Source organism: Pseudomonas sp. GD03944 (assembly GCF_029839275.1).
Classification (GTDB): Bacteria; Pseudomonadota; Gammaproteobacteria; order Pseudomonadales; family Pseudomonadaceae; genus Aquipseudomonas.
The window spans coordinates 341,607-354,992 of the sequence record NZ_JAOCAH010000001.1 but is presented as its reverse complement, the minus strand read 5'-3'; the positions used below and the strand labels follow the sequence as shown (position 1 = coordinate 354,992).

General features: G+C 65.2%; 11 protein-coding genes. 9 read left to right on the top strand and 2 right to left on the bottom strand.

Annotated features, from left to right (window positions below):
• Positions 1–8: 8 nt before the first annotated feature.
• Entirely contained in the window at positions 9–965 is a 957-nt protein-coding gene (locus N5C28_RS01660) for a TAXI family TRAP transporter solute-binding subunit (protein WP_279819377.1), read from the bottom strand.
• A 788-nt stretch (positions 966–1,753) separates the two neighbouring features.
• Between N5C28_RS01660 and N5C28_RS01655 the strand changes: the two genes are divergently transcribed.
• From N5C28_RS01655 to N5C28_RS01645, 3 genes are read left to right on the top strand one after another with little or no spacing between them, the layout of a single operon-like run.
• The gene (locus N5C28_RS01655) at positions 1,754–3,124 is read left to right on the top strand and encodes a chromosome partitioning protein ParA (RefSeq protein WP_279819373.1); all 1,371 of its coding nucleotides are present in this window, start codon (positions 1,754–1,756) and stop codon (positions 3,122–3,124) included.
• A gap of 3 nt (positions 3,125–3,127) precedes the next feature.
• Complete coding sequence (locus N5C28_RS01650; protein ID WP_279819372.1) at positions 3,128–4,096, top strand: pyridoxal-phosphate dependent enzyme; 969 nt, start codon at positions 3,128–3,130, stop codon at positions 4,094–4,096.
• Positions 4,097–4,117: 21 nt separating this feature from the next.
• On the top strand, positions 4,118–5,227 hold the full coding sequence (locus tag N5C28_RS01645; RefSeq protein WP_279819370.1) for a cyclic nucleotide-binding domain-containing protein: 1,110 nt from the start codon (positions 4,118–4,120) through the stop codon (positions 5,225–5,227).
• A gap of 4 nt (positions 5,228–5,231) precedes the next feature.
• Here the strand turns inward: N5C28_RS01645 and N5C28_RS01640 are convergent, their stop codons facing one another.
• A complete protein-coding gene (locus N5C28_RS01640; RefSeq protein ID WP_279819368.1) occupies positions 5,232–6,188 on the bottom strand; it encodes a DUF1853 family protein in 957 nt (318 codons plus the stop codon).
• Between the two features lie 148 nt (positions 6,189–6,336).
• On the opposite strand from N5C28_RS01640, the gene N5C28_RS01635 reads away from it, so the two are divergent.
• The 6 genes from N5C28_RS01635 to pepN are packed head-to-tail and all read left to right on the top strand — an operon-like array spanning position 6,337 to position 12,893.
• A complete protein-coding gene (locus N5C28_RS01635; protein ID WP_279819366.1) occupies positions 6,337–7,227 on the top strand; it encodes an NAD(+) kinase in 891 nt (296 codons plus the stop codon).
• Complete coding sequence (locus N5C28_RS01630) at positions 7,228–8,202, top strand: metallophosphoesterase (protein ID WP_279819364.1); 975 nt, start codon at positions 7,228–7,230, stop codon at positions 8,200–8,202.
• Positions 8,199–9,062: a rhomboid family intramembrane serine protease gene (locus tag N5C28_RS01625; RefSeq protein WP_279819360.1), complete on the top strand. Its 864-nt coding sequence runs from the start codon at positions 8,199–8,201 to the stop codon at positions 9,060–9,062. Before N5C28_RS01630 ends, N5C28_RS01625 begins: the two co-directional genes overlap by 4 nt.
• A gap of 28 nt (positions 9,063–9,090) precedes the next feature.
• Entirely contained in the window at positions 9,091–9,354 is a 264-nt protein-coding gene (locus N5C28_RS01620) for a DUF1315 family protein (protein ID WP_279819359.1), read from the top strand.
• Entirely contained in the window at positions 9,354–10,181 is an 828-nt protein-coding gene (locus N5C28_RS01615; RefSeq protein ID WP_279819357.1) for a DUF2797 domain-containing protein, read from the top strand. The genes N5C28_RS01620 and N5C28_RS01615 overlap by 1 nt, the downstream gene beginning before the upstream one ends.
• A gap of 54 nt (positions 10,182–10,235) precedes the next feature.
• On the top strand, positions 10,236–12,893 hold the full coding sequence (pepN, locus tag N5C28_RS01610; RefSeq protein ID WP_279819354.1) for an aminopeptidase N: 2,658 nt from the start codon (positions 10,236–10,238) through the stop codon (positions 12,891–12,893).
• The last annotated feature ends 493 nt before the right edge of the window (positions 12,894–13,386 follow it).

Genomic DNA, 13,386 nt, shown 5'->3' with positions numbered 1-13,386 from the left:
CCGCTGGGCTACTTCAGCACCCCAGCCTCCTTGTAATAGCGTTCGGCGCCGGGGTGCAGGGGAATCGGCAAGCCCTGCACCGCGCGCTCCAGCCTGATGTCTTTGGCGGCAGGGTGCGAGGCGGCCAGGTGGTCGAGGTTTTCGAACAGCAGCTTGGTCATCTGGTAGGCCACTGCATCGGAAACCTTCGTCTGGCTGACCAGGACGTTGGTGATGGTGACCGTGGGTACATCGCTGCTCTGGCCTTGGTAAGTGCCTGCCGGGATGATTCCTGCCTGGTAGGCGCCATTGCCGATGCGGCCCACGACGTCCGCCGGGATGGACACGAAGGTGATGGGCATCGCCGAGGCCAGATCGCGAATGGCCGCCATGCCCAGGCCTGCGGACTGCAAGGTGGCATCGAGTTCATTGCGTCTGATCAGCTCCACCGACTCGGCGTAGGGTTTGAAATCGATCTGCCCCATATCGTCGTAGGTCAGGCCGGCGGCCTTGAAAATGGCCCGTGCGTTGAGCTCCGTTCCCGAGCGCGGCGCGCCGAGGGAAATGCGCTTGCCTTTGAGGTCGGCCAGGGTCTGTATCCCCGAATCCCGGCGCGCGACCACCTGAATGTAGTTCGGATAGATGCCGGCCACGGCGCGAAGTCTGTCCCGCGGCGCCTTGAACCCGGTTTCCTGGTCGCCTTTCCAGGCGTCGGCGACCGAGTCGCCCAGGGCGAACGCCAGTTGGCCGCGGCCGATCTGCAGCAGGTTGAGGTTTTCCACCGATGCCTTGGTTGCCCGTACGGTCGTTTCCGACCCCCGGATGTTTTCGCTGTAGAGGTCCGACAGGGCCACGCCGATGGGGTAGTAAACCCCGCTGGTGCCGCCGGTCAGGATGTTGATCTTGGTGGGCTCGGCCAGGGTGACGGGACTGTGGGCCAGTACCGCAACGGCAGCCAGCAGGCTGAGGCGTTTGCTCAAACGCATGGGAATTCTCCGTTCTTATTGTTGTGTTCAGGCAGAAAAAATACGCGCAGGCACGCGTTATCCGGCCGGCAGGGTCAATGACCTGTGGCGATTATCAGAAGGGGTTTTTCGTGGGTAACCGGGGGCGTCCGTGTGCGGGACGCACAGGGGGTGTGACGAGAAATGGAAGGCGATGCATCGCTGACCTCTTATCTTTTTTATCAGTCGTTCCGTACGTCTGGTTCGCGCGGACGTGCTGGGCGCAGCAGATGGCGTGCCAGTTTGACAGCATTCCCGCCCTAGAGCGGTTCGGTTGCCCGAGCAGGAAGCCGCGTGAGCGGTAAGACGCTCATGCGCTGAGGCAAAGAAGCGGAAATCCGCCGATGTTCGACGGCATTTCGCGAGGGCGAGCCGTGGCGCTGCCGAGCGCCGGTGAAAGGTAGAGCGCCGTGTGGCAGCGCCCGCGGAAGCAGTGACGAGGCCGTTTGCCTTTTGCGGCTTGCACCAAGCCCATCACAGTTTTGCGCTGCCGCCGGTCTGCGCGCTCCAGTGCGCGGAGCGACTGCCAACCCAGTCACATTGCTGGCTTCGGCTTTTCCCCTAGACTTGCGTAAACAAAGGGATAGCGCCTGAAATACAGGCGATGCCTTACCACACAATCAACCGTTGATTCGCTGTACCGGGCCTGTGCGGCCGTTGCCCGCACAGGCCCGCGGCGTGTCTGTTGTACCGAGTGTCTGGGGAGCTCGTTTCGTGATGGCGTATACCCGCTTGAGCGGACTTCACCGTGTTGGCCTAGAGGGAAACCGATGAGCATGCAGAACAAGCCGCAGATGGTTGAGGCCGTGATGTTCTTCAGTGAACGTGGCGGCATCTGCAAGCAAATGTTCTTTCCCGAATTCGAAGCGCTGCTCGATGGCGTGGTCAACATGCCCGAGTTCGCCGACGAGCAGATGCGTGTCGCCTACGTGGTGATCAACCCGCGCCTGCTGATCAAGGCCGTGGTGTTCTTCTACCTGGATTTCGACGAGCGCGGGGCGCCTGACAAGGGCTGGAACATTCCCCTGCAGCACCTGGCCGAGCGCGCCGGGCGCGGCCCCGACATGGGCGCCGGGCCGATCCGCCTGGCCTGCCGCAGCCAGTGCCCGGTGTCCTGGCACCAGATGCACCTGTGGGACCCGAGCCTGGCGCCTGGCCAGAACGACCTGGTGCTGCTGCGCGAAACCATCAAACGCAACAGCCTGGGTGTGCTGGTCGAGGACGACAGCGCCCAGGCGGTCGCCCCCGAGCGCCTGCAGATGGCCTCGGAAGAGCAGTGGTACGCCCCGGACCCGGCCAAGGAAGTCGCGGAAAAGCTCGCCGCGAAAATGGAGCAGGAGCACCGCCTCAAGACCGCACAACTGATCAAGCAGCAGCGCCTGCGTATTGCCAGCCTCAGCCAGCAGCACGAAGAGGAACTGGCCAAGTTCCGCCTGGCCGGCGAAGAGCAGAGCAAGAACCTGCAGTCGCAGATCCATGGTATGCACCAGGCCCTGCGTCAGCAGGAAGAATTGAACGCCACGCTGAAGGCGCAACTGGCGGCCCAGGCCAGCAGTTTCCAGTCGTCCCGCGAGGAAATGAGCGAGCAGTTGCGCGCCATCGAGCGCAACGGGCGCACCGAGAGCGACATCCTGCGCGCCCAGTTCGAGGGGGAAATGCAGGCCAAGATCGCCTCGGCCGTGGTCGAGTACAAAGAGCAGATTGCCATCCGCGATGTCGAGCTGGCGTACCGCAACGAACAGGATGCCCAGACCCAGCAGGAGCTGGAACGCCTCAAGCGTGAGCGCGACGCGCTGACCAACCAGGGCGGCGACCAGATTCTCGAGCGGCTGGCCAAGCTGGGCGTGGTGTTCGTGGTCTACCACCCGGGCGCCGGTCACCTGACGATTCCGCTGCAGGACATCGCGCGCTACCAGGACAACCCCATGGCCTATGCCGCGGCCAAGTGCTTCGTGTCCGAGGAGCAGTACCGCCACTGGCTGGCCCATTACCAGCAGCCGACCTGCGAAGCGGCCTTGCCCAGCGGCGAGCGCTGCGCCATCCCGATCGACCGCGTCGACACCCCCAGCCGTTTCGCCGTGGGCGATTCCAACTGCTGCGCGCGCCACAAGGCCAGCAGCCGCCTGCGTACCGTCAGCTGAGCCTTGTCGCTCGTCATTCCTGACTGGGCGGCATCCGCGCCGCTGCAGCCGCTGCACCTCGACTGGCTGGAAGCGGCGGGTGTCGAGGTGGCGGTGCTGCGCCTCGACCTGATCGACCCGCTGATCAGCGGCAACAAATGGTTCAAGCTCCAGCATCATCTGCGCGCGGCCAGTGCCGCGGGCGCCCAGGGCGTGATCAGCCTGGGCGGCGCCCACTCCAATCATCTGCACGCCTTGGCCGCTGCCGGCCGGCGCTTCGGCTTTGCCACGGTAGGGCTGCTGCGCGGCACGCCGCAGGACACACCGACTGTGCGCGACCTCCAGCATTTCGGCATGGACCTGCACTGGCTGGGCTACGGCGGTTACCGTGCCCGGCATGAGGCGGGTTTCTGGATGCCCTGGCGCGAGCGTTATCCAGACTTTCATTGCGTCCCCGAAGGCGGCGGTGGCCTGCCCGGGGCATTGGGCTGCGTCGACCTGGTGAGCCAGGCCCGTGCGCAATTGCCTGCGCTTGGTTGGGCCGACTACCACGGCTGGTGGCTGGCCTGTGGCACCGGCACCACGCTGGCCGGGCTGGTGCTGGGGGAGCAGGGCGCTCGCCCGGTCTACGGCGCCATGGCCGTGCCGCACGGGCATGGCGTGGCGGAACAGGTCGCATCGATCCTGCAGGATGCCCGGGTGACGATGGGTGGCTACGAATTGCTGGACGTCAGCCGCGGCGGATTCGCCCGGGTCGATGACGAGCTGCTGGCCTTTCTTCAGGCCACTGAAGTGGCGAGTGGATTGCCGCTGGAGCCGGTGTACACCGCCAAGGCATTAATTGCGTTGCGCCACCAGGTGCAGGCCGGTTACTTTGCGCGCGGCAGTCGTGTGTTGTTCGTGCACACGGGCGGTCTGCAGGGGCGAGAGGCTGCCCTGGCGTTACGGCGACCGGCAGGTGGTTCTGCGGCAGCCGGCTACACTGACTCTTGACCAGCGGAGCCTGGATTTTCCATGAGTGAACCCCTGAACCCCGAGCAGCTGCGCAGTCTGACGCCACTCAACGTGCTGTCCGAGCAGCAATGGCGCGAGTTGCGCAGCCAGTTGGTGCCGCAGCCGCTGTTGGCAGGACAGCTGCTGTTCCGCCAGGGGGATCAGGCCCGCCTGACCTATTACCTGCTGGCCGGGGAGTTGCTGCTGCAGGGCGCCGATGGCCAGCCTCAGCGCCTGGTGGCCGGCAGCGAAGCCAGCTGCCACCCGCTTTCGCCCAGCCTGCCGCGTCTGCACGAAGCCCGCGCCCTGAGCGACGTCAGTGTCCTGGCGCTGGACAGCGCCTTGCTCAACCGCCTGCTGACCTGGCGCCTGGCCTACCAGGACCTGTTACTGGAACTGGGGCAGCAGGGCGACGAGGTGGAGTGGCTGGAGCGCCTGCTGGAAAACCCGCTGTTCTCCAAGGTGCCACCTTCCAACGTGCGGGCCATGCTCGAGCGCCTGCAGCGGGTCGAGCTGGCGGCTGGCAGCACGGTGCTGCGTGAGGGCGAGACCGGCGATTGCTGCTACTTCCTGAAAAACGGCCGGGCCGAGGTCATCCGCGGGGCCGGCAGTGACAGCCAAGTGCTGGCTGAACTCGAGGTTGGCGCCTGCTTCGGTGAAGAAGCGCTGCTCGCCGACCGGCCACGCAACGCCACGGTGACCCTGCTGGACGACGGCGTCGTGCTGCGCCTGAGCCGCCAGGATTTCTTTTCCCTGCTCAAGGCGCCGGTGGTCGACGAAGTCTCCCTCGGCGAGGCCGCGCGCCTGCTCAGTGCCGATGCGCAGTGGCTGGACGTGCGCCTGCAGGAAGAATACGAACGCGCCCACGCGCCCCAGTCCCTGCATATGCCGCTGCAGCTGCTGCGCCTGAAGGCCCGGCTGCTGGACAAGGGCCGTACCTACCTGTGCTACTGCGACAGCGGCAAGCGCAGCGCCAGTGCGGTGTTCCTGCTGTCGCAGCTCGGCTACCGCGCCTATGCATTGCGCGATGGCCTGGATGCCCTGCCCGTGGCGCAGCGCGATGCGCTGCTGTGCGAAAGCGGTTCCGGTTACCTGGCCCGCTCCGGCGGACGCATCGAACGCAGCCGCTGATCGCTCAGGGCGAGGGCGTCTCGTCCGTTTCCGGCCACCGGTCATCCACCAGAAAGATTCGCTCGGCTTCCACCCAGTCGCCGTGGGCGTCGGGCTGCACGCGTGCCAGGAGCTGAGCGTTGCTCAGCGGTAGCAGGTCGTCGAACCACTGGCTGAGCCGTTCGCTGCCCCACAGGTCTTCCGTGGCGATGCGCGCCGGTGCCAGCCAGGCCTGGCGAGGCAGGGGTTGCCAGGTGCCGGGTGGGCTGTCGCGCCGGAAGGCCGGCCAGTCACGGCGGTGCAGCCAGTGGCCCGTCAGGTGCTGTGGGTTGGCGCCTTGCGGCGGGTGGCAGGTGTGGGGCCAGGGGTAAAACAGGTAGCCACCCAGCCACAGCGCGGCGTTGATGCCCGGCACGTCGAGCTCGGCCAATGCCGGGCGGGCTTCGGCACGGGCGGACAGCGGCAACTGGTGCTGGCTGAGGTGGTCGAGTTTGATATCCAGGCGATCATGACTGCCCGGGCCCAGCCACTGCCGCGCCTGGTCACCGTCGTCGTGCTCCGGCCCCAGGTAGAGTTTCACTGCCAGCTCCAGGTGGTGGGTGCCTTCCTCGTCGCGCAGCAGCAGGTCCAGCTCGCCCAGGGTGTGCCCGCCCTGGCGGATCGGCAGGTTGGCCGCCAGCAGTTCGATACCGGGCGCCGCACGCAGGGCGAATTGCCAGAGGCGTTCGTAATACAGCCCGAGGCGGCGCACCGAGCTTTGCGCGAGCCAGGCGAGCAGGGCGCTGCTGTCCTGGTCCTGATGCAGCAGCCAGTCGGCCAGAGCGTCGGGGGCACGGCTCCAGGCGCTGGCGATCAGCGGGTGGCGTTGCGGCCAGGGCGTATGGCTGAGCAATGGCGGCGACAGCAGGACCCAGGCCAGGTCCCTTACCGCGGGCTGGCGCAGGCGCTGGGGCAGGTCGGCGAGTGAGGAAAAGGGCGTCATCCTGCGAGCATAGCGCCTAATCTTCATCTGGCCGTGGCAAAACGGCTCATCGCTGCGTTCGGCAATGCCCGGCAAAGTCCCGCGTTTGCCGCTGCCGCGGCCTTTCGCCCATAATCGGCCCTCTACACCCAGAGTTCGCGGGAGCACCATGGAGCAGTTTCGCAATATCGGCATCATCGGTCGCCTGGGCAGTCCCCAGGTGCTCGACACCATCCGCCGGCTGAAGAAGTTTCTCCTCGACCGCCACCTGCACGTGATTCTCGAGGACACCATCGCCGAAGTGCTTCCGGGCCATGGCTTGCAGACCTCCTCGCGCAAGAACCTGGGCGAGGTGTGCGACATGGTGGTGGTGGTCGGTGGCGACGGCAGCCTGCTGGGCGCGGCCCGCGCCCTGGCCCGGCACAAGATTCCGGTGCTGGGCGTCAACCGCGGCAGCCTGGGGTTTCTCACCGACATTCGTCCCGACGAGCTGGAGGTGAAGATTGCCGAGGTGCTGGAAGGCAATTACCTGACCGAGAACCGCTTTCTGCTCGAGGCTGAAGTGCGCCGGCATGGCGAGGCCATCGGCCAGGGCGACGCCCTCAACGACGTGGTGTTGCACCCGGGCAAGTCCACGCGGATGATCGAGTTCGAGCTGTACATCAACGGCCAGTTCGTCTGCAGCCAGAAGGCCGACGGCCTGATCGTCGCCACCCCGACCGGTTCCACCGCCTATGCGCTGTCCGCCGGCGGGCCGATCATGCACCCCAAGCTGGATGCGATCGTGGTGGTGCCGATGTACCCGCACACTCTGTCCAGCCGGCCGATCGTGGTGGACGGCAACAGCGAGCTGAAGATCGTCGTCTCCAAGGACCTGCAGATCTACCCGCAGGTGTCGTGCGACGGGCAGAACCATTTCACCTGCGCGCCGGGCGACACCATCACGGTGCGCAAGAAGCCGCAGAAGCTGTGCCTGATCCATCCGCTGGATCACAACTACTACGAGGTTTGTCGTACCAAGCTGGGCTGGGGCAGCCGGCTCGGTGGCGGGGGTGATTGAATGCCTCTGGACCCGTCGCGCAGCTATGACCTGATTGGCGATATTCACGGGTGCGCCCATACCCTCGAGCGCCTGCTGGAACAGCTCGGCTATCGCCTGCAGGGTGGCGCCTGGCGTCATCCCGAGCGCATGGCGATCTTCGTCGGCGACCTGGTAGACCGGGGCCCGCGCATCCGTGAATCGCTGCACCTGGTGTATGACATGGTCGCTGCCGGCCAGGCGCTGTGCATCATGGGCAACCATGAGTTCAACGCCCTGGGCTGGAGCACGCCGGCGCCGCCGGGTAGCGGCCGGCAGTTCGTGCGCGAGCACACGCCGCGTCACGAGCGCCTGATCAAGGAAACCCTGGAGCAGTTCGCGGCCTACCCGAGCGAATGGCGGGAATTTCTCGCCTGGTTCTACGAGATGCCGCTGTTCATCGACGCCGGCCGCTTTCGGGTGGTGCATGCCTGCTGGGACGCCGGGCTGATCGAGCCGCTGCGTGCGCAGTTCCCGGATGCCTGCATCGACGAGCACTTCCTCCAGGCCTCGGCGCTGCCCGGCAGCTTCGCCTGCACCGCGCTGGATCGCCTGCTGCGTGGCACCGACATGCGCCTGCCCCATGGCCTGACGCTGACCAGCAATGACGGCTTCACCCGCTCGTTCTTCCGCACCAAGTTCTGGGAAGAGAACCCGCAGACCTACGGCGACATCGTGTTCCAGCCCGACGCCTTGCCGGTGCAGGCGGCCCAGACGCCGCTGTCGGAACTGCAGAAGGACGAACTGCTGAAATATGGCGCACACGAACCGATGCTGTTCGTCGGCCATTACTGGCGCAGGGGCAAGCCGGCACCGATCCGCCCCAACCTGGCCTGCCTGGACTACAGCGCGGTGATGTACGGCAAGCTGGTGGCCTACCGCCTGGACCAGGAAACCCGCCTGGACCCGAACAAGTTCGTCTGGGTCGATGTGCTCAAGCCGGAGCTGCCCTCGTGAGTGCGGTGGTGGCCATGCGCCTGCCGGTGCAGGTGGACCTCAGCGGTTTCGTGACCCTGTTGCGGCGCCTGCAGGTGCCGCACCGGGTCTCGGAGGAGGCGGGCGAGCAGGTGCTGTGGGTGCCGGGCGAGCAGTTGGCCGAACAGGTGCGTGAGCTGTATGCGCGCTATCCCCAGGGTGACGCCGCGGCCGAGATGCCACCCGCCGTGGCCTCCGCCTCAGGCGACGGCCTGCTGGCGCGCCTCTGGCGCAGCCCGGTAACGGCCGTGATGCTGGTGCTGACCCTGGTGGTGTTCGGCATCACGGCGGCGGGGGAGAACTTCGCTACCATTCGCTGGCTGAGCTTCACCGATTTCCGCATCCAGGGTGACAGCATCTACCTCAACTACCTGGCGGCCACGTTGGCCGAGGGCGAGTGGTGGCGGCTGGCCACGCCGATGCTGATCCATTTCGGCTGGCTGCACCTGGCGATGAACAGCCTGTGGTACTGGGAGCTGGGGCGGCGCATCGAACACCGGCAGGGCGCCATCAGCCTGCTGGCCCTGACCCTGCTGTTCAGCCTGGCGTCGAATTTCGCCCAGTATTGGTGGGGCGGGCCGTCGCTGTTCGGCGGGCTGTCCGGGGTGCTCTACGGGCTGCTGGGGCACTGCTGGCTGTACCAGCGCCTGGCGCCGAACGACAGCTACCGGCTGCCGCCGGGCGTGCTGGTGATGATGCTGGTCTGGCTGCTGATCTGCATGACCGGCATCTTCGAGCTGCTGCAATTCGGCGCCATCGCCAATGCCGCGCACGTCGGCGGGCTGCTCGCCGGGTGTGTCACCGGGCTGCTGGGCGGTGCGCTGGCGCGCCGGCACCGGTAAACTGACCCTTTGTATTTGGAGGCGCGCCATGTCGTCCTTTCTCGAAGCGATTGAAAACATCACCCCGGACATCTATCAGAGCCTCAAGCTGGCTGTGGAAATCGGCAAATGGCCCGACGGCCGCAAGCTGACCCAGGAGCAGAAAGAACTGAGCCTGCAGGCGCTCATCGCCTGGGAAATCCAGAACCTGCCGGAAGAAGAGCGCATCGGCTACATGGGCCCGCAGGAGTGCGAGTCCAAGTCCGAGCCGATCCCCAACCTGCTGTTCAAATCCTCGGACACCGTGCACTGATGGCTGAGCTGGCTCGTGGCTCGCTGAGCAAGATGGCGGCGCGCCTGGGCGCGCCGGTGCAGTACGCGTTTCGCCTGGGCGATGAGGAAGTGCCGGTCAACCCGTTGATCGGCAAGCGCCTGCGGCTCGAATACCTAGGGGCGATCCATTGTTCCCACTGCGGGCGCAAGACCAAGACCAGTTTCAGCCAGGGCTATTGCTACCCCTGCATGCAGAAGCTGGCCCAGTGCGATATCTGCATCATGAGCCCGGAACGCTGCCACTACGAGGCCGGCACCTGCCGCGAGCCGAGCTGGGGCGAGCAGTTCTGCATGACCGATCACGTGGTGTACCTGGCCAACTCCTCGGGGGTGAAGGTCGGCATCACCCGCGCCACGCAGATCCCCACCCGCTGGATGGACCAGGGCGCGACCCAGGCGCTGCCGATCCTGCGCATGGCGACCCGTCAGCAGTCCGGTTTCGTCGAAGACCTGCTGCGCACCCAGGTGGCGGACAAGACCAACTGGCGGGCCCTGCTCAAGGGCGATGCCGCACCCGTGGACCTGATCGCGATCCGTGAGCAGCTGTTCAGTGCCTGCGCGGACGGCCTGCTGACGTTGCAACAGCGCTTCGGCCTGCAGGCCATCCAGCCCCTCGTCGACCAGGCGGTGGTGGACATCCGCTACCCGATCGAGGCCTACCCGGCCAAGATCAGCAGCTTCAACCTGGACAAGGAACCGGTCGCCGAGGGTACCCTGCTGGGTATCAAGGGCCAGTACCTGATGTTCGACACCGGCGTGATCAATATCCGCAAGTACACGGCCTATCAGCTCGCCGTGCACGAGTAACCGACTTCCGCAAACCGGGCCCGACCAGGGTCCGAACACAAAGGGCCACAAGCCATGCGCACCGAACAGCCGAAAATGATCTACCTGAAGGACTACCAGGCGCCCGATTACCTGATCGACGAGACGCACCTGACCTTCGAGTTGTTCGAGGATCACACCCTGGTGCATGCGCAACTGGTCATGCGCCGCAACCCGGCTGCCGGTGGCGGGCTGCCGCGCCTGCAACTGGATGGTCAGCAGCTGGAGCTGCTGGCGGTGTCGCTGGATGGCACCGAGCTGGGCGCCGCGGATTATCAGCTCGACGACGACCATCTCAGCCTGCAGCCGGCGGCGGCCAGCTTCGTGGTCGATACCAGCGTGCGCATTCACCCGGAAAGCAACACGGCGCTGGAGGGCCTGTACAAGTCGGGCACGATGTTCTGCACCCAGTGCGAGGCCGAAGGCTTCCGCAAGATCACCTATTACCTCGACCGCCCGGACGTGATGAGCAAATTCACCACCACGCTCAGCGCCGAGCAGCATCGCTACCCGGTGCTGCTGTCCAACGGCAACCCGATCGCCAGCGGCCCGGAAGAGGGTGGCCGGCACTGGGCGACCTGGGAAGACCCGTTCATGAAGCCGGCGTACCTGTTCGCCCTGGTGGCCGGCGACCTCTGGTGCGTGGAAGACAGCTTCACCACCATGAGCCAGCGCGAGGTAGCCCTGCGCATCTACGTCGAGCCGGAGAACATCGACAAGTGCCAGCACGCCATGGACAGCCTTAAGAAATCCATGCGCTGGGACGAAGAGGTCTACGGCCGCGAGTACGACCTGGATATCTTCATGATCGTCGCGGTCAACGACTTCAACATGGGCGCGATGGAGAACAAGGGCCTCAACATCTTCAACTCCAGCTGCGTGCTGGCCAAGGCCGAGACCGCCACCGACGCCGCGCACCAGCGGGTCGAGGCGGTGGTGGCCCACGAGTACTTCCACAACTGGTCGGGCAACCGCGTGACCTGCCGCGACTGGTTCCAGCTGTCGCTCAAGGAAGGTTTCACCGTGTTCCGCGACGCGGAATTCAGCGCCGACATGAACTCGCGCACGGTCAAGCGCATCGAGGACGTGGCCTACCTGCGTACCCACCAGTTCGCCGAAGATGCCGGCCCCATGGCTCACCCGGTGCGCCCGGACGCTTTCATCGAGATCTCCAACTTCTACACCCTGACCGTGTACGAGAAGGGCTCGGAAGTGGTGCGCATGATCCACACCCTGCTGGGCGCCGAGGGCTTCCGCAAGGGCACCGACCTGTACTTCGAGCGCCATGACGGCCAGGCCGTGACCTGTGACGACTTCATCAAGGCCATGGAAGACGCCAGTGGCATCGACCTGACCCAGTTCAAGCGCTGGTACAGCCAGGCGGGCACTCCGCGTCTGGCGGTCAGCGAGGCCTATGACGCCCAGGCCAGGACCTACAGCCTGACCTTCAGTCAGAGCTGCCCGGCGACCCCGGGGCAGGCGGAAAAACTGCCGTTCGTGATTCCGGTCGAATTGGGGCTGCTGGACGCCCAGGGTCGTGAACTGCCGCTGCGCCTGAGCGGCGAGGCGGCGGGCAGCGCCACCAGTCGGGTGATCTCGATCACCGAGGCCGAGCAGGTAGTGACCTTCGTCGACGTCGCGGAAAAGCCGCTGCCGTCGCTGCTGCGTGGCTTCTCGGCACCGGTCAAGCTGAGCTTCCCCTACAGCCGTGACCAGTTGATGTTCCTCATGCAGCACGACGCTGATGGCTTCAACCGCTGGGAGGCGGGGCAGCAACTGTCGGTGCAGGTGCTGCAAGAGCTGATCGGCCAGCACCAGCGCGGCGAAGCCCTGGTGCTCGACCAGCGCCTGGTCACTGCGCTGCGCAGCGTGCTGGAAAACACCGAGCTGGACCCGGCCATGGTGGCGGAAATGCTCTCCCTGCCGGGCGAAGCCTACCTGGTGGAAATCAGCGACGTGGCGGATGTCGACGCCATCCACGCGGCCCGTGAATTCGCCCGCGGGCAACTGGCCGAAGCGCTGTACGAGCCGCTCTGGCAGCGTTATCAGGCCAACCGCGAGACCTCGCGCAGCAGCGCCTACGTCGCCGAAGCCCAGCACTTTGCGCGTCGCAGCCTGCAGAACATCGCCTTGTCCTACCTGATGCTCAGCGGTCGTCCGGATGTCCTGGCCGCCTGCCTGGAGCAGTTCGAAGCGTGTGACAACATGACCGAGCGTTTGACCGCGCTGGCGGTCCTGGTCAATTCGTCCTTCGAAGCGGAAAAGGCGACGGCGCTGGCCAGCTTCGCCGACTTCTTCAAGGACAATCCGCTGGTCATGGATCAGTGGTTCAGCGTTCAGGCGGCCAGCAGCCTGCCGGGCACCCTGGGCAAGGTGCAGGCGCTGATGCAGCACCCGGCGTTCACCCTGAAGAACCCGAACAAGGTGCGTGCGCTGATCGGCGCATTTGCCGGACAGAACCTGGTGAACTTCCACCAGATCGACGGCAGTGGCTACCGCTTCCTGGCGGATCAGGTCATCACCCTCAATGCACTCAACCCGCAGATCGCCTCGCGCCTGCTGGCGCCGCTGACCCGCTGGCGCAAATACGATGCCGCACGGCAGGCCCTGATGAAGGCCGAGCTGGAGCGCATCCTGGCCTCGGGCGAGCTGTCCAGCGACGTCTTCGAAGTGGTCAGCAAAAGCCTCGCCTGACAGCGCATCTTGTTGGACAAAAAGTGTTACCAGTCTCTGGCTGGTAACACTTTTTTGTTACCCAAAGGAATGTGAAGGGCGTCGCTTATGCGTTCGCTTACTTAAGATTGCGTTCGCTGGCTTGACTGCACCGTTTATTCATGGGTTTTCCCGCGCTCGCCTCGCCTGTAAGAGTGACTTAAGGCGCCAGATCGTAGGACAAAACGCGCACGTCAAGGGTTAAAAGCTGGCCGATTGATCAGTGAATGACCAGTCACGAATGGCTGGAAAGGGAAAGCTCTAGAAAAGGGGTGTTGGCTGATACGGTCGTTTGAATTGGCACCATGGTTGCAGGTGGATGCGCGGATTCGGTCCCGTATTGGAGCAAACCTGGGGGAACGGTGTGCACGGCCTTGTCGGCGTGTTCCATCCAGGAAATAACAAGGCCGTCGTCAGTATGGCCATATCGTGCTCCCTCCTACGGGAGTGCAAACAAGAAGAATGATCTGTCCAC

Excerpts from the sequence above, each read along its gene's own strand:
- N5C28_RS01635 (WP_279819366.1), top strand. The coding sequence starts at position 6,337 with ATGGAGCAGTTTCGCAATATCGGCATCATCGGTCGCCTGGGCAGTCCC.
- N5C28_RS01630 (WP_279819364.1), top strand. The coding sequence starts at position 7,228 with ATGCCTCTGGACCCGTCGCGCAGCTATGACCTGATTGGCGATATTCAC.
- N5C28_RS01640 (WP_279819368.1), bottom strand. The coding sequence starts at position 6,188 with ATGACGCCCTTTTCCTCACTCGCCGACCTGCCCCAGCGCCTGCGCCAG.
- N5C28_RS01620 (WP_279819359.1), top strand. The coding sequence starts at position 9,091 with ATGTCGTCCTTTCTCGAAGCGATTGAAAACATCACCCCGGACATCTAT.
- N5C28_RS01615 (WP_279819357.1), top strand. The coding sequence starts at position 9,354 with ATGGCTGAGCTGGCTCGTGGCTCGCTGAGCAAGATGGCGGCGCGCCTG.
- N5C28_RS01660 (WP_279819377.1), bottom strand. The coding sequence starts at position 965 with ATGCGTTTGAGCAAACGCCTCAGCCTGCTGGCTGCCGTTGCGGTACTG.
- N5C28_RS01655 (WP_279819373.1), top strand. The coding sequence starts at position 1,754 with ATGAGCATGCAGAACAAGCCGCAGATGGTTGAGGCCGTGATGTTCTTC.
- pepN (WP_279819354.1), top strand. The coding sequence starts at position 10,236 with ATGCGCACCGAACAGCCGAAAATGATCTACCTGAAGGACTACCAGGCG.
- N5C28_RS01645 (WP_279819370.1), top strand. The coding sequence starts at position 4,118 with ATGAGTGAACCCCTGAACCCCGAGCAGCTGCGCAGTCTGACGCCACTC.